15 protein-coding genes are annotated in these 16992 nt (G+C 73.8%); 13 read left to right on the forward strand and 2 right to left on the reverse strand.

The window, feature by feature from the left end:
- The first annotated feature begins 96 nt into the window (after window positions 1-96).
- From AB0L06_RS28240 to AB0L06_RS28280, 9 genes are all read left to right on the forward strand, one after another.
- Complete coding sequence (locus AB0L06_RS28240; protein ID WP_500234357.1) at window positions 97-882, forward strand: phosphotransferase enzyme family protein; 786 nt, start codon at window positions 97-99, stop codon at window positions 880-882.
- Complete coding sequence (locus tag AB0L06_RS28245) at window positions 866-1852, forward strand: cobalamin biosynthesis protein (RefSeq protein WP_500234136.1); 987 nt, start codon at window positions 866-868, stop codon at window positions 1850-1852. The genes AB0L06_RS28240 and AB0L06_RS28245 overlap by 17 nt, the downstream gene beginning before the upstream one ends.
- On the forward strand, window positions 1849-3414 hold the full coding sequence (locus AB0L06_RS28250; protein WP_500234137.1) for a cobyric acid synthase: 1566 nt from the start codon (window positions 1849-1851) through the stop codon (window positions 3412-3414). Before AB0L06_RS28245 ends, AB0L06_RS28250 begins: the two co-directional genes overlap by 4 nt.
- 51 nt (window positions 3415-3465) lie before the next feature.
- Window positions 3466-4137 carry a DUF1444 domain-containing protein gene (locus AB0L06_RS28255; RefSeq protein ID WP_500234138.1) on the forward strand — a complete coding sequence of 224 codons (672 nt, stop codon included), beginning with the start codon at window positions 3466-3468 and terminating at the stop codon, window positions 4135-4137.
- A 132-nt stretch (window positions 4138-4269) separates the two neighbouring features.
- Complete coding sequence (locus AB0L06_RS28260; RefSeq protein WP_500234139.1) at window positions 4270-5757, forward strand: AMP-binding protein; 1488 nt, start codon at window positions 4270-4272, stop codon at window positions 5755-5757.
- Window positions 5758-5867: 110 nt separating this feature from the next.
- Window positions 5868-7442: an ABC transporter substrate-binding protein gene (locus AB0L06_RS28265; protein ID WP_500234140.1), complete on the forward strand. Its 1575-nt coding sequence runs from the start codon at window positions 5868-5870 to the stop codon at window positions 7440-7442.
- A 47-nt stretch (window positions 7443-7489) separates the two neighbouring features.
- Window positions 7490-8473, forward strand: a complete 984-nt coding sequence (locus tag AB0L06_RS28270) for an ABC transporter permease (RefSeq protein WP_500234141.1) — start codon at window positions 7490-7492, stop codon at window positions 8471-8473.
- Between the two features lie 59 nt (window positions 8474-8532).
- Window positions 8533-9402: an ABC transporter permease gene (locus AB0L06_RS28275; protein ID WP_500234142.1), complete on the forward strand. Its 870-nt coding sequence runs from the start codon at window positions 8533-8535 to the stop codon at window positions 9400-9402.
- Window positions 9399-11180 carry an ABC transporter ATP-binding protein gene (locus tag AB0L06_RS28280; protein ID WP_500234143.1) on the forward strand — a complete coding sequence of 594 codons (1782 nt, stop codon included), beginning with the start codon at window positions 9399-9401 and terminating at the stop codon, window positions 11178-11180. The genes AB0L06_RS28275 and AB0L06_RS28280 overlap by 4 nt, the downstream gene beginning before the upstream one ends.
- A 140-nt stretch (window positions 11181-11320) precedes the next feature.
- Here AB0L06_RS28280 and AB0L06_RS28285 read toward each other — a convergent pair whose 3' ends face one another.
- Window positions 11321-11761 carry a MarR family winged helix-turn-helix transcriptional regulator gene (locus tag AB0L06_RS28285; RefSeq protein WP_500234144.1) on the reverse strand — a complete coding sequence of 147 codons (441 nt, stop codon included), beginning with the start codon at window positions 11759-11761 and terminating at the stop codon, window positions 11321-11323.
- Window positions 11762-11899: 138 nt separating this feature from the next.
- Here AB0L06_RS28285 and AB0L06_RS28290 point away from each other — a divergent pair, with 138 nt between their 5' ends.
- The 3 genes from AB0L06_RS28290 to AB0L06_RS28300 all read left to right on the forward strand — a co-directional run bounded on the left by AB0L06_RS28290 (window position 11900) and on the right by AB0L06_RS28300 (window position 14466).
- Complete coding sequence (locus AB0L06_RS28290; protein WP_500234145.1) at window positions 11900-13111, forward strand: MFS transporter; 1212 nt, start codon at window positions 11900-11902, stop codon at window positions 13109-13111.
- Window positions 13112-13183: 72 nt separating this feature from the next.
- Complete coding sequence (locus AB0L06_RS28295; protein WP_500234146.1) at window positions 13184-13819, forward strand: LysE family translocator; 636 nt, start codon at window positions 13184-13186, stop codon at window positions 13817-13819.
- 83 nt (window positions 13820-13902) lie between these two features.
- On the forward strand, window positions 13903-14466 hold the full coding sequence (locus tag AB0L06_RS28300; protein ID WP_500234147.1) for a dihydrofolate reductase family protein: 564 nt from the start codon (window positions 13903-13905) through the stop codon (window positions 14464-14466).
- On the opposite strand, the gene AB0L06_RS28305 is transcribed toward AB0L06_RS28300, so the two are convergent.
- Window positions 14438-15859, reverse strand: a complete 1422-nt coding sequence (locus AB0L06_RS28305; protein WP_500234148.1) for an MFS transporter — start codon at window positions 15857-15859, stop codon at window positions 14438-14440. The genes AB0L06_RS28300 and AB0L06_RS28305 overlap by 29 nt on opposite strands.
- A gap of 116 nt (window positions 15860-15975) precedes the next feature.
- On the opposite strand from AB0L06_RS28305, the gene AB0L06_RS28310 reads away from it, so the two are divergent.
- Window positions 15976-16941, forward strand: a complete 966-nt coding sequence (locus AB0L06_RS28310) for an Lrp/AsnC family transcriptional regulator (protein WP_500234149.1) — start codon at window positions 15976-15978, stop codon at window positions 16939-16941.
- Window positions 16942-16992: the final 51 nt, after the last annotated feature.

A 16992-nucleotide genomic window follows, 5' to 3' on the forward strand; every position in this document is an offset into this window, starting at 1 on the left:
GCACTGTTTGACCAGGGGGCGTGGTCACCTTGGGGGGTTTGGGCGGTGGGCGGCTTCGGGACGTGCGAACAGGTCATATCGTTCTGGCTTGTGGTGATGGAGATCGAGGTGCCGCTCGCGGGCGGGGACGTCACCGAGGGCGTGGTGCGTGCCGGGGAGACGGTGCGGCGGGTGATGGGGGCGCACAGTCCGGCGGTGCACGGGCTGCTGCGGCATCTGGAGGCGGCCGGGTTCGACGGGGCGCCGCGGGTGCTCGGCGTGGACGAGCGCGGGCGGGAGATTCTGAGCTGGATGGACGGGCAGTGTCCGCATTCGCCGCTGCCCAGGTGGGCTGTGGGGGACGAGGCGCTGGCCGGTGTCGGGCGGCTCCTGCGGCGGTATCACGACGCGGCCGTCTCCTACGGGACGCGGCCGGGTGATCCCTGGGACACGGCGGCGTCGAATCTCGATGGGCCGCCGGAGTTGATCGGGCACTGCGATGTGACGCCCGAGAACGTGGTGTTCCGGGGTGGGGCGCCGGTGGCGTTGATCGACTTCGATCTCGCGCGGCCGACGACGCGGATGTACGACGTGGTGACGGCGCTGCGGCACTGGGCTCCCCTCGCTGACCCGGCCGATCGTGACGATCTTCTGTACGACGTGGACGCCGGACGGCGGATGCGGATCTTCGTGGACGCGTACGGGCTGTCGGCAGGGGAGCGGCGTGAGGTGCTGCACGCGGCACTGGTGCGGTTCGAGCGGTCGTATCGGGCGATGAAGAGGCGCGCCGAGGGCGGGGGCGCCTGGGCGCGGCTGTGGCGCGGGGGCGCGGGAGCGCGCATCCGGCGGGCTCAGGACTGGCTGGAGATCAACTGGGACGAGCTCGATGCGCGTCTCGCCTAGGGCCGCCGGGCTGCTCGCCGGGGTGGCGCTGGACGCGCTGGTGGGCGATCCCAGGCGTGGGCATCCGGTCGCGGCGTTCGGACGGGTGGCGTCCGCGCTGGAGAAGAAGGTGTACGCCGACTCTCGTGCGCGCGGGGTCGCGTACACGGCTGTGCTGGTGGGAGGCACACTCGCCGGGGGCATTGCCGTGGAGCGGGCCGTCCGGGGGCGGCCGCTCGTGCGCGCGGGGGTGACGGCGCTCGCGACGTGGGCGGTGCTCGGCGGGACGTCCTTGGGACGTGAGGGGCGCGTCATGAGCGGCTTCCTCGAAGATCAAGATCTTGAGGCGGCGCGGGGACGGCTCGGGCACCTGTGCGCGCGTGATCCGGCCGGGCTCGGCGCGGACGAGCTGGCGCGGGCGACGGTCGAGTCGGTGGCGGAGAACACCTCCGACGCGTCCATCGCGCCGCTGGTGTGGGGCGCGGTCGGAGGGGTCCCGGGGCTGCTGGCGTACCGCGCCGCGAACACCCTGGACGCGATGGTCGGGTACCGCAGCCCGCGCTACGAGCGGTTCGGATGGGCCTCGGCGCGGCTGGACGACGTCGTGAACTGGGTTCCGGCGCGGCTGACCGGGGTGGTCGCGGTGGCGTGCGCGCCGCGCGGACGGCGGTCCGAGGCGTGGCGGGTGCTGCGCCGGGACGGCGCGTCCCACCCGAGCCCGAACGCCGGACGGTGCGAGGCCGCGTTCGCGGGCGCGCTCGACGTCCGGCTCGGCGGCGCCAACGCCTACGGCGGGCAGGTCGAGACGCGGCCCGAGCTGGGCGACGGGCGTTCGCCGGAGGTCGCCGACATCCGGCGGGCGGTGCGGCTGTCCGCGCGCGTGACCGCGGCGGCGGCCGTTCTGTGCGCGGCCCTCGCCTGCGCGCGCGAGGGAAAGGGCAGCCGTCCTTTGGCCCTCGCGTGCGCGCGCGAAGAGAAGAGGTGCGGATGAGGGCCGGTGGGGCGCTGCTGGTGGCGGGGACGACGTCGGACGCGGGGAAGAGCGTCCTGACGGCGGGGCTGTGCCGGTGGCTGGCGCGCCAGGGCGTGCGCGTGGCGCCGTTCAAGGCGCAGAACATGTCGCTGAACTCGATGGTGACGGCGGACGGCGCGGAGATCGGGCGGGCGCAGTACACGCAGGCGCTCGCGGCGGGGGTCGAGCCGTCCGCGCTGATGAACCCGGTGCTGCTGAAGCCGGGGAGCGACCGGCGGAGCCAGATCGTGCTGCTCGGACGGCCGGTCGCGGAGGTGGACGCGCTGGAGTACGGCGCGCACAGGGAGCGGCTGCGGGAGGTCGTCCTCGACAGCCTGGCCGAGCTGCGCGCGGCGCACGACGTGGTGGTGTGCGAGGGGGCGGGGAGCCCGGCGGAGATCAACCTGCGGCGCGGCGACCTGGCGAACATGGGGCTCGCGCGCGCCGCGGACCTGCCGGTGATCGTGGTCGGGGACATCGACCGGGGCGGGGTGTTCGCGTCCCTGTTCGGCACGCTGGCGCTGCTGGAGCCCGCCGACCAGGCGCTGGTCGCCGGATTCGTGATCAACAAGTTCCGGGGCGCGCCGGAGCTGCTCGCGCCCGGGCTCGCGCAGCTGGAGGCGCTGACGGGCCGTCCGACGCTGGGCGTGCTGCCCTGGCAGCCGGAGCTGAACCTGGACGCCGAGGACTCGCTCGCCCTGGACGGTCCGCGCGCGCAGGCCGCGCCGCCGGTCGGGCGGGAGACGCTGCGGGTGGCGGTCGTCCGGGTCCCGCGCATCTCGAACTTCACCGACGTGGACGCCCTGACCTGCGAACCCGGCGTGGTCGTCCGGTACGCGACGACGCCGGGCGAGCTCGCGGACGCCGACCTGGTGATCCTGCCCGGCTCGCGTGCGACGGTCGCCGACCTGGCGTGGCTGCGCGAACGCGGTCTCGCGGACGCGATCGTCGCGCGCGCGCACGAGGGCAGGCCGATCCTCGGCATCTGCGGCGGGCACCAGATGCTCGCCCGCACGATCGAGGACGAGGTCGAGTCGGGCGCGGGGACGGTCGAGGGCCTCGGGCTCCTCCCGACGCGCGTGCGTTTCGGCGCGGACAAGACGCTCGGACGGCCGTCCGGCACGGCGTACGGGCAGCCCGTCCAGGCGTACGAGATCCACCACGGCATCGTCGAGCCCGAAGGCGGCGAGCCGTTCCTCGACGGCTGCCGCGTGGGCGCCACGTACGGCACGACCTGGCACGGAGCGCTGGAGAGCGACGGGTTCCGGCGCGCGTTCCTCGCGGACGTCGCCGCCCGCGCCGGACGCGCCTTCACGCCCGCGCCGGACGTCTCGTTCGCCGCGCTCCGCGAGGCCGCCCTCGACACCGTCGCGGACCTCGTCGACGAGCATCTCGACACCGCCGCGATCATGGCCCTCGTCGAGCGCGGCGCGCCGTCCGGTCTCCCGCTCGTCCCGCCCGCCGGGCCCCCGGACGTCCCGGCGGCGCGGACGGGGCAGGACACGCGCGCGGGACGCCCTTCGGGCCGGGCAGGCCGGTAGGGTGATCGACTTGCGTACCCCGCCAACCCCGCCGTGCAAGGAGGTTCGCCGGTGACCGAGCCGCGGAGCAGACTCGTCGTGCCGCTCATGAGGGCCAAGGTCCCCTGCGACGTGCAGCTGGAGTTCCCGCTGCCGCCGGGCGAGGAGCCGATCCGCGAGCCGTTCGCGGCCGACGTGTACGTGACCTACGCGCTCGAGCTGCCCACCGAGCCCGGCACGGTGACGCTGCCGGGCGCGGGCGCGGGACGCCGGTACGAGCACGTCGCGCGGCGGCACTGCGGGGAGCTCGGCATCGACCCGCGCGACCTGGCGCGGCAGGCGTCGATCAACCTGCGCGACCTGCGGCCCGACCTGGTGCTCGGCTGGTACCCGGACGCGCGGGCCGTGACGGTGACGCTCGGCTCGGCGGATGCCAAGGACCCGTCCGGCCGCGGCGGCCTGGAGGCGAGCCTTCTGCTGGACGAGGGGTTCTGCGACAAGCTCGCCCAGGACGTCGAGGGCGACCTGGTCGTGGCCGCGCCCGCCCGGGACGTCTTCGTCGCGTCCGGCACCGGGCACCCGGACGGGATCGCGAAGCTGCGCTGGGCGGTCGACCAGGTGTGGGCGGCCGAGCGTGCCGCCGATCCGGCCGTCCCGGCGAACTGGGACGTCCCCGCCGGATGCCTCCTGACCCGCGAGCTGCTGGTGCGGCGTCCCACGGGGTGGGAACCTCTACCCGCCTGACCTGCAAAAAGGCCGGAACATCCTCCTTGTGGCGGTCACGGGGCCAGACCGAAACGGTATGAACCGGCCGTGTCGGCACGCCTACTCGGCGTAGCCTCCGCTTGTCGTCCCAGGCGGAAGGAGCCGACAACCATGGAAGGCAATCTCGCGTTCGTCCTGGCCGGTCGCGCGGACACCCACGGGTGGCGCGACCGGCCGCTGTTCCACACCGGAGACACGACGGTCAGCCACGGCGAGGTGCACGACGCCGCGGCGCGCGCGGCGGGGGTGCTGCGCGCGGCCGGGGTCCGGCGCGGGGACCGGGTGCTGCTCGCGCTGCCCGACTCGGTCCCGCTGGTCGCGGCCCTGTTCGGGACGCTCCGGCTCGGTGCGGTGGCGGTCCTCACCGGGCCCGAGCAGGGCGAGAAGGAGCACGCGTACATCACGTCGGACGCCGGGCCGCGCGCGGTGGTGTGCGCGCCGGAGCTGGCCGGCCGGTTCCCGTCGGCGCGGGTCCTGACCGGGGACGACCTGGCCGGCGAGCCCGCGTCCGTCCCGGAACCGGTGCCGGTCGATCCGGGCGCCCCGGCCTACGTCCAGTACACGTCGGGGACGACCGGACGGCCCAAGGGGGCGGTGCACCGGCACACCGACGCGGAGGCGTACTTCCTCGCGATGGGCGTCGGGGCGCTCGCGATGAGCCCGTCGGACGTGGTGTTCTCGCTGGCCAAGGCGTGCTACCCGTACGGGCTCGGCGCGACCGTGCTGTTCCCGATGTTCTGCGGGGCGGCGGCGGTGCTGTGGGCGGCGCAGCCGAGCGTCGAGGGGGCGGCCGAGCAGGCGCGGCGGCACCGTCCGACGCTGCTGTTCACCGTCCCGACCTGGTACGCCCGGCTGGTCGCCGCGCCGGAGCGGGAGACCGGGGTGCGTCGCGCGTTCGGCTCGCTGCGGGCGGCCGCGTCGGCGGGCGAGCCGCTGCTGCCCACCCTCGCCGACCGGGTCGAGCAGACCCTCGGCTGCCCGGTGCTGGACGGCCTGGGCAGCACGGAGGTCGGGCACACGTTCGTGTCGAACACGGTGGCGCGGCGGCGGCGCGGTGCGCTCGGGGTGCCGCTCGACCCGTACGAGATCTCCATCCGGAACGAGGCCGGGCAAGGCCGGACGGCGCGTCCGGGCGAGCCGGGCGTGTTGTACGTCCGGGGGCCGTCGGTGATGACGGGGTACCTCGGCAAGCCGGGGCCGACGGCCGAGGTGCTGTCGGCGGACGGCTGGCTGCGCACCGGCGACCTGGTGCACGTGGACGACGACGGGTTCGTCCACCACCACGGCCGGGTGCTCGACCAGGTCACCGTGTCGGGGCGGCGGGTGTCGCCGCTGGAGGTGGAGCGGATCCTCGGCCAGCACCCCGGGGTGGTCGAGGTCACGGTGGTCCCGGACGGCTCGCTGCCGGGGGCGCTGCACGCGTACGCGGTCGCGATCACCGGCGCGGACGAGATGGTCCTGCTCGCCGAGCTCCTGGACCTCGCGCGGACGCGGCTCCCCGAGCACAAGGTGCCCGCGACGGTGAACTTCCTGGCCGAGCTGCCGCGCACGTCCACAGGCAAGATCCTCCGCTCCGCGCTCCGTCCGACCGGCTCGTAGGTGCCGCGTTCATGCGGCGCGTTCCCGGCGGGTAAGCGATCGCCGACTCGGCGTCCCGGTGTCGCGCTTGCTATGGTCCTTGTTGCGAGCTATTTGCAATTAGGAGTGGAATGCGTAAGTCGGCGCTGGTCATCGGGGTGGTGGCGGCCCTGCTGGCCGCCGGATGCGGGGGCGCGGGCGGCGGTTCCGGGGCCGCGGGGAAGTCCGGGGGGACCTTCACCTACGCGATCGGCGACGAGCCGGACACGCTGAACCCCGTCCTCCAGGACGAGCACATCGACCCCGTGACCGAGATGGTGTTCCGCGGGCTGACCCGCCACGACGCCGCCAACAAGGTGGTGCCCGGCCTCGCCGAGTCGTGGCGGGTCTCGCCCGACCGCCGCTCCTACACCTTCACCCTCCGCAAGGGCCTGACCTGGCAGGACGGCAAGCCGCTCACCTCGGCGGACGTCAAGTTCACGATCGAGGCGATGCGGGAGGCCGGGACCGAGGTCCCGCTGTCGCGGAACTTCGCCTCGGTCGCGTCCGTGGAGACGCCGGACGCGACCACCGCGACGCTGAAGCTCAGCCGCCCGTTCGCGCCGCTGCTGGACGCGATGTCGGTCGGCCTGCTGCCCCAGCACGTCCTGCAGGGGAAGAAGCTGACCGACGCCGACTTCGGGCAGCACCCGGTGGGGGCCGGGCCGTTCAGGCTGACGACGTTCAAGCCGGGGCAGTACGCCGAGCTGGCGCCGTTCGACGGCTACTACGAGGGCAAGCCGAAGCTGCCGAAGATCGTGATCAAGTACGTCCCGGACGACAGCGCCCGGCTGATCCAGCTCAAGACCGGCGAGGTGGACGCGGCGCACGTCCAGCCGCAGCAGGCCGCGCAGGTCGGCAAGATCAAGCGGGTCAGGGTCGAGACCTACCCGACCGCCGACTACCGCGCGCTGATGCTGAACTTCCGCAAGCCGGTGTTCGCCGACAAGAAGGTGCGGCAGGCGATGAACTTCGCCGTCGACCGCGACGCGATCGTCCGGAGCGTCCTCAAAGGTCAGGGCAGCCCCGCGACCGGACCGCTGGACGAGTCGCCCTACAAGACCGACCCCGCGCCGTTCACGTACGACGCGGCCAAGGTCGACACGCTCATGAAGTCCGCCGGATACGCCAAGAACGCGCAGAACCTGTGGGCCAAGGACGGCAAGACCGTCCGGTTCGAGCTGAGCACCTTCGCCGAGGACTCCGCGCGCGTCGCGATCCTGAACGTGTCGGCGACGCAGCTGAAGCAGGCCGGATTCGATGTCCAGCCGAACCCGCGTCCGCGCGACTGGGTGCGCAAGCACTGGGGCGACCTGGACGCGTTCGTCGTCGGCTGGGGCACGCCCTACGACCCGGACTCGTCGGTCTTCGGCCCGTTCTCGTCCAGCGAGGTGCTCGCCAAGGGCGGCTCGAACTACGGCTCCTACAGCAACCCGGACGTCGACAAGGCGCTGGCCAGGGGGCGTGACACCGACGACCCGGCCGTCCGGAAGGCGGCGTACGCCGACCTGCAGAAGGCGCTCGCCGAGGACCCGCCGTTCGTCTGGATCTCCTACCTCAAGACCGACAACGCGATCCCGACGACGCTCAAGGGACCGGAACAGCGCACCCTGGGCCACCACGGCTACGGCTTCTTCTGGAACGCCGAGAAGTGGTCCTGGTCCTAGGGCATGTCTCATAGCCACCTGGCCGCCGCTCGCCACGGGCGCCGACCTTGATACGCACCCTGCTCCGCAGGGCGGTGGCGGCCGTTGCGGTCGTCGTCGCCCTGTCCGCGCTGTGCTTCGGGCTCCTGGACGCCGCGCCCGGCGACCCCGCGGCGAACATCCTGGAGGCGCGGTCGGGCGGACGCCCGCCGAGCGCCTCCGCCGTCGCCGAGCTGAGGCACACCATGGGGCTGGACGACCCGCTGCCCACCCGGTACGGACGGTGGGTCGGCGGTGCCCTGCACGGTGATTTCGGCACGTCCTACAAGACGGGCCGTCCGGTGTCGGAGGTGCTCGCGGACACCGTCCCGTGGACGCTGCTGCTGACCGGCGCGGCCGTCCTGATCAGCGTGTTCGGCGCGGTCGCGGTCGGCCTGGCCGCCGCGCTCACCCGCCGCGCCTGGCTGCGCCGCGGCATCGAGACGACGCTGTTCGCCGTCGGCGGCATGCCCGGCTTCGTGATGGCGCTGCTGCTGCTCTGGATCTTCTCGGCCTGGCTCGGATGGCTGCCGTCCGGCGGGGTGTCGGGGCCTGACCGGCCGGTCACCGTCGGCGTCCTGCTGCCGCACCTGGTGCTGCCCGCGCTGGCCCTCGCCTTCGGGCACCACTTCGGCGCGTACGCGCGCCTCGTCGAGACCGGCGTCGGACGCCTCCGGACCGCCCCGCACGTGGACAACGCCCGCTCGCGCGGCCTCCCCGAACGCGTCGTCGTGGCCCGCCACCTGCTGCGTCCCGGGCTCGTCCCGTTCGCGGCCCGCCTCGGCGTCGGCGTCGGCGGGCTCGTCGCGGGCGCCTACGCCACCGAACTGATCTTCTCCTGGCCCGGGATCGGCCGCCAGGCCATCCTCGCCGCGCAGGGCCAGGACTATCCGGTCCTCACCGCGATCGTCCTGCTCACGGGCGTGATCGTCGTCGTGGCGAACCTTCTCGGCGACCTCGCCGTCGCCTGGCTCGACCCTCGCGTGAAGCTGGAGCCCGCCCATGCGCACTGAGGCCTCACGGCATGAATCGCTTGTGCGGGTCGTCCCGCACCTCAGGCCGGAGTTCGCCCATGCGCGCTGAAGCCGCGCCGCGGCGCTGGCGCGAACGCGGGCTGCTGGCGTTCCGGATGCCCGCCGGACGGCCCGGAGTGTGGGCGGCGGGCCTGGCTCTGGGGATCATGGCTCTGGCGGCGGTAGCCGCGCCGCTGCTGACCTCGCACGATCCGATCGCGACGGACACCGACGCGACGGGGCTGCCGCCCGGGTCGTCCGGGCATCCGCTCGGCACCGACCTGCTCGGACGCGACCTGTGGGCGCGGCTGCTGTACGGCGCGCGGACGTCCCTGTCCGCCGGACTGCTCGCGGGGGCCGTCACGGTCGCCGCCGGCGTCCTGCTGGGCGCGCTCGCCGCCGCCGGGCCGCGCTGGCTGTCCGCCGTGATCTCCTGGGTCGCGGACGTCCTGCTCTCCGTCCCGATGCTGATCGTCGCGCTCGCGCTGTCGGCGCTGCTCGGACCGTCCCTCGGCACGGTCGTCGTCGCGATCGCGGTGACGAGCTGGATGCCGGTCGCGCTCACCGCCCGCGCGGAACTGATCAGCCAGCGCGAACGGCTCTATGTGCGGGCCGCGTACGCGCTCGGACTGTCGCGGTGGCAGGTGCTGCGGCGGCACCTCCTGCCGGGCGCGCTGCCGCCGATCGCGTCGATCGCGGCGTTCGAGGTCGGCCACGCGATCCTCACCGAGTCCACGCTGAGCTTCCTCGGGCTCGGCGTCCCGCCGAACCGTCCGAGCTGGGGAAACCTGCTGACCGAGGCCCAGCAGCACCTCCTGACCGGCGAGTGGTACACCGTCGCGTTCCCGGCCGCGTGCGTGGTCGTGACGATCCTCGCGGTCAACGTCCTGGCCTCGGCGTTCGCTCGCGGCGAGGGGAGCGCCTGGTGAACGCCCTCACCCTCCGGTCCCTGACCATCGACGTCCCCGGCCGCCGGGTCGTGGACGGCCTGGACCTGGCCGTTCCGCGCGGACGGGTCGTCGCGCTCGCCGGACCGTCCGGCAGCGGGAAGTCGCTGACGGCGCGGTCGGTCGCCGGGCTGCACCGCGAGGGCGTGCGGGTCGGCGGCTCGATCCTGCTCGGCGCTTCGGGCCTGCGCGACGGTTCGGGGGTGCGCAGCGGTTCGGGTCCGCTCGGGGGTTCGGGCTTGCGCGACGGTTCGGGGGTGCGCAGCGGTTCGGGGCTGGGCGGCGGTTCGGGGGTGCGCAGCGGTTCGGGGCTGGGCGGCGGTTCGGGGTCGCTCGGCGAGATCGACCTGCTGTCGCTGTCCGGGCGTGAGCTGCGGGCCGTCCGGGGGAGCCGTGTCGGATACGCCTTCCAGGACGCCCTGGCCAGCCTCAACCCCACGATCACGATCGGACGCCACCTCACCGAAACCCTCCGCGCCCACCAGCCAACACCCGCCCCCCGCGCCGCCCGCGATGGGCACGACGATCGCGGTGGGCGTGACGGCCGCGGTGGGCGTGACGGGCGGGAGGCGCTGCGGCGCTGTGGTCTGGATCCGGACGCGGTCTGGGACGCGCGCCCGTTCGAGCTGTCCGGCGGGCAGGCGCAGCGCGCCGCGCTGGCGCTCGCGACCGTCCTCGGCCCGGACGTGCTGATCGCGGACGAGGTGACCACCGCGCTGGACCCGGTCACGCAGGCCGAGGTGCTGGACGCCGTCCGCGCCCAGGCCCGGGACGAGGAGCGCGCCGTCCTGCTGATCACGCACGACCTCGCCGTCGCGGCCCGCTGGGCGGACGAGATCGCCGTCATCACCGAGGGCCGCATCGTCGAACACGGCCCGTCCGGCGATGTTCTCGCCGAGCCGCGGCACGCCTTCACGCGCGAGCTGGTCTCCGCCGCGCGCCTGGACTCGTCCGCGCGCGTCCCGGGCGAACCGGGAGACGTCGCGATGTCGCTGCGCGGCGTCCGGCGCGTGCTGGGCGGACACGGCATCGGCCGTGGCCGCGGTCGGACGACGGTCGCGCTGGACGGGCTCGATCTCGACGTCCGGGAAGGCGAGGCCGTCGCGGTCGTCGGACGCAGCGGATCCGGGAAGTCCACGCTGGTCGGAGTGCTCGCCGCGCTCGACCGTCCACAGAACGGCCAGGTCCTTGCGGACGGCCGGGACGTGTGGTCCCTGCGCGACCGCGACCGGCGCGCCCTGCGCCGCCGCACCGGCCTGGTCTTCCAGGACGCCCTCGCCTCCTTCGACCCCCGCCACACCGTCCGGCAGGTCATCGCCGAGGCCGGTGCGACGACGGACGCGGACCTGGACGCGCTGCTCACCCGTGTCGGGCTCGACGCGGGGTTCGCGGAGCGGCGTCCGGCGACGCTGTCGGGCGGGGAGCGCCAGCGGGTCGCGCTCGCGCGGGCGCTGGCGTCGAGTCCCCGGGTGCTGCTCGCGGACGAGCCGACCACCGGCCTCGACGTGATCACGCAGGAGCGCGTCCTCGCCCTGCTGGACGAGCTGCGCCGGGACGAGGGCCTCGCGATCGTGTTCGTCACGCACGACCTGCGGGTGGCGCGGCGCGTCGCCGACCGCGTGGTCGTCCTGTCCGAGGGGCGTGTGGTGGACGACCTGCCCGCCGCCGACCTCGAATCCGCCGCGACGGCGGGGGAGCGGGCCGCGGAGACGGCCGCCCTCCTGACGTCCACCCCCGCCCTCCGCCAGCCGACCCCCTGACCGCCCGTCCGCTCGTCCGCCCTTCCGTCCAGCCTTCCGTCCAGCCTTCCGTCCGGCCGACCACCTGACCGTCCGTCCGGCCGTCCGGTCCGGCCGTCCGTGGGATGGGCGGTTGAGGCTTCGCGGGGTGTTCTAGCTGGTCAGGCCTTGCCGCCGATGCTTTCGATGGCGGTGACGAGGGGCTTGAGCTCGGGGAGGCCGGCGGCGCCCGCGAGGGCCTCGTCGAGGGCGGCGTTGTGGGTCGGGGTGGCGCGGATCATGAGGGCGCGGCCCTCGTCGGTGGCCTCGGCGACGATGCCGCGGCGGTCCTCCGACGACAGGACGCGCCGGACCAGGCCGCGCTCCTCCAGCCGTCCGACCAGGCGGGTCGTGGCGCTCTGGCTGAGGACGAGCACGCTGGCGAGCTGCTGCATGCGGACGTCCCGCGCGTCCGGCTTGGACAGGTGGTGCAGGGCGCAGAACTCGTTCACGGCGAGGCCGTGCTCGCGCTGCAGCGCGCGTTCGATCTCGTCCTCGATACGGGTGTGCAGGGCGGCGAGCGTCCGCCAGCCTCCGGCCCGGGTCTCATTGACGTGTGACATGGCTCACCCCTTCCGCGGTTGACCCGCACTGATTGCACACGCATATAGTCAGCGTGTGCAAATAACCGGCGCGTGCAACTAATGCTTCCGCGTGTTACCAGCGCACGCCTCTCAGTCTAACCGGATGGGATCCACCTCATGCCTCTCGCCCTTCTGGCCCTGGCGATCAGCGCCTTCGGCATCGGCACCACCGAGTTCTCCCCGAACGGGCTGCTGCCGGACCTGGCCCGCGACTTCCACACCTCGATCCCCACGGCCGCCCTGCTGGTCTCCGGTTACGCGTTCGGCGTCGTCGTCGGCGCGCCCCTGCTCACCGCGCTCGGCGCCCGGCTGCCGCGCAAGGGGATGCTGCTCGCGCTGATGGGCCTGTTCATCGCCGGGAACGTCCTGTCGGCCGTCGCGCCGACCTACGGCGTCCTCATGGCCGGACGGATCCTCGCCGCCTTCTCGCACGGCGCCTACTTCGGCGTCGGGGCCGTCGTCGCCGCCGACCTGGTCAAGCCGGAGAAGCGGGCGGGCGCGATCGCGCTCATGTTCAGCGGCCTCACGATCGCCAACGTCCTCGGCGTCCCGGCCGGGGCGTGGCTCGGGCAGCAGTACGGCTGGCGCATGACCTTCTGGGCGATCGCGGTCGTCGGCGTGATCGGCCTGATCGGCGTCGCCGCGCTGGTCCCGAAGACGGCACGTCCGGAGGGCGGACTGGGCCGCGAGCTGCGCGCCTTCCGCAATCCGCAGGTCTGGCTCGCGCTCGGCATGGCCGTCCTCGGCTGGGCGCCGGTGTTCACCGTCTACACCTACATCTCGTCCACGATGACCGACGTCGCCGGGTTCGGCGAGGGCGCGGTCCCGGTCGTCATGATCCTGTTCGGGGTCGGCGTCTTCGGCGGGAACCTGCTCGGCGGACGGCTCGCCGACCGCGCCCTGCTCCCCGCCCTGTTCGCGACGATCGGCGCGACCGCCGCGCTGACCTTCCTGTTCGTCCCGGCTGCGCACACCAAGCCGACCCTCGTCGTCGGGATCCTGCTGCTCGGCGCGGCCGGGTTCTCGACCGTCGCGCCGCTTCAGCTCCGCGTCATGGACGCCGCGAAGGGCGCGCCGACGATGGCGTCCGCCGCCAACATCGCCGCGTTCAACCTGGGCAACACGATCGGCCCGTTCCTCGCGGGGGTCACGATCGACGCCGGGTTCGGCTACACCTCGACGGGCTGGGTCGGCGGCCTGCTCGGCGTCGGCGGGTTCGCCCTGGTCGTCGCGTCCGGCCTCCTCCAGCGCCGGACGGACGGCAGGGGGACCCCCGCGGCCCACTCCGAGCCGGTCCCGGCCGGGGCGCCCGAACGGCAGCCCGCCTGAGCGGCCCGAAACGCCATCTCACCAGTCAGAACCCACTGGCCGGACGTTTCGGACAAGGCGTAATCTCCGGACATGGTGTCCCCCGAACGTCTGCTGGCCTTCTGCGCGATGGCCACACTGATCATCCTCGTCCCCGGGCCGTCCGTGCTCTTCGTCGTCGGGCGCGCGCTCGCCCACGGCCGCCGGACGGCCCTCACGAGCGTCATCGGCAACGAGGTCGGCGCGCTCCTCCTGTCCACCGCCGTCGCCCTCGGCATCGGCTCGCTCGTCGCCGAGTCCGCGGTGCTCTTCACGACGATCAAGCTGGTCGGCGCGGCCTACCTGGTCTACCTGGGCGTCCAGGCGGTGCGGCAGCGGCGCAAGCTGACCGAGGCGCTCGCCGAGACCGAGGACTCCGGCGGCCGCCGCGCCTTCTGGCAGGGCCTGGTCGTCGGCATCACCAACCCGAAGACCAGCGTGTTCTTCGCCGCCGTCCTGCCCCAGTTCGTGGACCGGGCCGCGGGACACGTCCCGCTCCAGATGGCGTTCTTCGGCGTGATCTTCTGCCTGATCGCGCTGGTCCTCGACAGCGCGTGGGGCCTGGCCGCCGCCTCCGCGCGCACCTGGCTCGCCCGCTCCCCGCGCCGCCTCGCGATGATCGGCGGGACGGGCGGCCTGATGATGATCGGCCTCGGTCTCGCCGTCGCCACGACCGGCCGGAAGGACTGACCGAGAATTTCCCGGACGCGATGTAGAGGGCGTCCGGACGGCTCCGACTCAAGGGTGAAGGCACCCGAGAGAAGGAGCACGACATGCGGAAGCTGTCCTACTACGTCCACATCACCGCCGACGGTTTCGTCGAGGGCCCGAAGGGCGAGTTCGACTGGCCCGTCATGGGCCCGGAGCTGTCGGACCACTCGTTCACCCTCAACGAGCAGACCGACATCACCCTGTACGGCCGCGTGACCTGGGAGATGATGGCGTCGTTCTGGCCGGACGCGGAGTCCATGTCCGACCACCCGCACGTCCTCCGGTACGCGCCGGTCTGGCGCTCGTCCCGCAAGATGGTCATCTCCCGGACGCTCGAGAACGCCGAGTGGGCCGAGAAGGTCATCGGGTCCGACCTCGCCGCGCAGGTCCGCGAGCTGAAGGAGCAGGACGGCAAGGACCTGCTCCTCATGGGCGGCGCCCGCGCCGCCACCTCGCTCGCCCAGCTGGGCCTGCTCGACGAGGTGCGGATCTGCGTTCACCCGGTCGTCCTCGGCGGGGGAGTGTCCCTGTTCCCCGGCCTGGACGGGCGGCTCGGCCTGCGCCTGATCGAGACCCGCACCTTCGACGAGGGCGTCGTCATGAACCACTACGCAGTGACGTCCTGACCGGCGCCCGCTCCGCCCGCTCCGGACCTGGCGTCCGCTTGCGTTCCCAGTCCCGGACGAGGAGCAGGACGCTCGCGGCGGCGACCAGCGCGAGCGTCCCCGCCGTCGCGTACGCGGCGGACAGCCCGGCGGCGAACCCGGCCGCGTCGTGCGAGACGGCCGGGTCGCCGGGCACCGCCGCGCGGAACACCGCGCCGAGCACCGCGACGCCGAGCGCGTACCCGAGCTGCCGCAGCGCCCCGACCGCCCCGGACGCCATCCCGCCGCGCTCCGCCGGGACGGCCCCGACCGCCGCCGCCGTCACGTTCGGCAGCGCCAGCCCGGCCCCGACCCCGGTCACGACCAGGCCCGGGACGAGCGCCGTCCAGCCCGAGTCCGCGGTGAGGAACGCCTGCGCGAACCCGCCGGCCCCGATCAGCGCGAGCCCGCCGCCGACCGTCCACCGCGGTGAGACGCCGTGCAGCAGCCGTCCGGCCAGCAGGGACGTCGCGAACGACACCGCCGGCAGCGGCAGGATCGCCAGACCGGCCTGCATCGGCGAGAGTCCGAGCACCGCCCGCAGCCACAGCGAGGTGTTGATGAGCGTCGCGAACGCCGCTCCCGACATCGCCAGCGACCCGATCATCACTCCGACGAACCCCGGCCGCCGGAAAAGCCCCAGGTCGAGCGTCGGATAGGCCGTCCGCAGCTGGACGGCCACGAACCCCGCGACCGCGACCCCGGCCACCGCGACCGCGATCCACAGGGAGCCGCCGCCGCGCGTCAGCCCGAAGGTGAGCGCCCCCGCCGCGACCGCGAACAGCGCGATGCCCGGAACGTCCAGCCGCCGCGCCTCCGGATTGCGCGACTCGCGCACCTGGCGCAGCGTCACCGCGATCGCGACGGCGCTGACCGGCAGGTTCACCAGGAAGATCCACCGCCAGCCCAGGTGCTGCGTGAGCACCCCGCCCAGGATCGGCCCGACCCCGGACGCCGCCCCCGACACCGCGCCCCACACGCCGAACGCGACGCTGCGCTCCCGGCCCTCGTAGGACGCGGCGATCAGCGCCACCGTCGTCGCGAACATCGCCGCCGCGCCCACGCCCTGCACCGCCCGCGCCGCGATCAGCGTCGCCGCGTCCGGCGCCAGCCCGCTGACCAGCGAGGACGCCGCGAACACCACCAGCCCGGCCACGTACAGCCGCCGCCGTCCGATCCGGTCGGCGAGCGTCCCCGCGCCCATCAGCAGCGCCGCGAGCGCGAGCGCGTAGACGTCCATCACCCACTGCAACGCCCCGAACGTCGTGCCGAGCCCGCGCGCCATGTCGGGCAGCGCCACCGTCACGATGTTCACGTCCACCAGCAGCATGAACGCGCCGAGAGACACCGCCGTCAGCGGTCCCCACTTGCCCATGTCCGGATCCTTCCGAGTCGTCGTCGCCGAACACCACGACTCTCGGCCGCCGCACGACTCAAAGCGACACAGGACAAAGCAATTGAACAGATTTCGACACCACCTACCCTGATCTGGTGGATATCGACAACGTTGACCGGCAACTGATCCATGCGCTGCAACTCGACGGACGCGCGCCGTTCGGCCGGATCGCCGAGATCCTGGGCGTCTCCGACCAGACCGTGGCCCGCCGCTACCGCCGCCTCCGCGCGGCGGACCTCCTGCGCGTCGTCGCCGTCCCGCCCGCCGGATACCTCGCGCACGGCCGTTGGGTGCTCCGCCTGCGCTGCGCCCCCGGCGCCGCCCTCCCCGTCGCCGAGGCGCTCGCCCGGCGCACCGACACGGCCTGGGTCCAGCTCGCCTCGGGCGGGACGGAGGTCCAGTGCATCACCCGGGCCAGCACCCCGGACGAGGCCGAACACCTGCTGCTCGACAAACTCCCGCGCACGAACCACATCATCGACGTCGCGGCCCATTCCGTCCTGCACGTCTTCTACGGCTCGCCCAGCCCGATCCGCCTCCTGGACGCCCTGACACCCGAGCAGGCCGACGCCCTCAACCCGCACCCGGAGTTCGTCGTCGACCCGGCCGACATCCCCCAGTGCTCCGCGGACGAGCGTCCCCTCCTGGACGTCCTGGCCCGCGACGGCCGCACCGCCCTCCCCGACCTCGCCGCCGCCACCGGCTGGTCCGCGTCCACCGTCCGCCGCCGCGTCGACCACCTGCGCTCCATCGGCGCCCTGCACTTCTACGCCGAGTTCGACCTCCACCTCATCGGCCTGAACCACAGCACCCGCCTCTGGCTGACCGTCACCCCGTCCGAACTGGACGCCGCCGGACGCGCCCTGGCCGCCCACCCCGAGGTCGTCTTCGCCGCCGCCACCAGCGGCACCACCAACCTGTCCGCCACCGTCCTCTGCCGCGACTCCCACGACCTCTACCGCTACCTCACCGACCGCGTCGCCACCCTCCCCGGCGTCACCCACGTCGAGACCACCCCGGTCATCCGCAACCTGAAACGCCTCGGCCGCCTCCTGAACTGAGCCCGTACCCGCCTCCACCTGAGTACGTGCGCGCTGTTCCGGGTCCCGGGC

It is taken from the genome of Spirillospora sp. NPDC052269, from assembly GCF_040679435.1.
In the GTDB taxonomy this organism is placed as follows: Bacteria; Actinomycetota; Actinomycetes; order Streptosporangiales; family Streptosporangiaceae; genus Spirillospora.

Coding starts and splice junctions, on each gene's coding strand:
- AB0L06_RS28240 (WP_500234357.1), top strand. CDS start 97: ATGGAGATCGAGGTGCCGCTCGCGGGCGGGGACGTCACCGAGGGCGTG.
- AB0L06_RS28250 (WP_500234137.1), top strand. CDS start 1,849: ATGAGGGCCGGTGGGGCGCTGCTGGTGGCGGGGACGACGTCGGACGCG.
- AB0L06_RS28285 (WP_500234144.1), bottom strand. CDS start 11,761: ATGTCACACGTCAATGAGACCCGGGCCGGAGGCTGGCGGACGCTCGCC.
- AB0L06_RS28245 (WP_500234136.1), top strand. CDS start 866: ATGCGCGTCTCGCCTAGGGCCGCCGGGCTGCTCGCCGGGGTGGCGCTG.
- AB0L06_RS28265 (WP_500234140.1), top strand. CDS start 5,868: ATGCGTAAGTCGGCGCTGGTCATCGGGGTGGTGGCGGCCCTGCTGGCC.
- AB0L06_RS28300 (WP_500234147.1), top strand. CDS start 13,903: ATGCGGAAGCTGTCCTACTACGTCCACATCACCGCCGACGGTTTCGTC.
- AB0L06_RS28290 (WP_500234145.1), top strand. CDS start 11,900: ATGCCTCTCGCCCTTCTGGCCCTGGCGATCAGCGCCTTCGGCATCGGC.
- AB0L06_RS28260 (WP_500234139.1), top strand. CDS start 4,270: ATGGAAGGCAATCTCGCGTTCGTCCTGGCCGGTCGCGCGGACACCCAC.
- AB0L06_RS28305 (WP_500234148.1), bottom strand. CDS start 15,859: ATGGGCAAGTGGGGACCGCTGACGGCGGTGTCTCTCGGCGCGTTCATG.
- AB0L06_RS28295 (WP_500234146.1), top strand. CDS start 13,184: ATGGTGTCCCCCGAACGTCTGCTGGCCTTCTGCGCGATGGCCACACTG.
- AB0L06_RS28275 (WP_500234142.1), top strand. CDS start 8,533: ATGCGCGCTGAAGCCGCGCCGCGGCGCTGGCGCGAACGCGGGCTGCTG.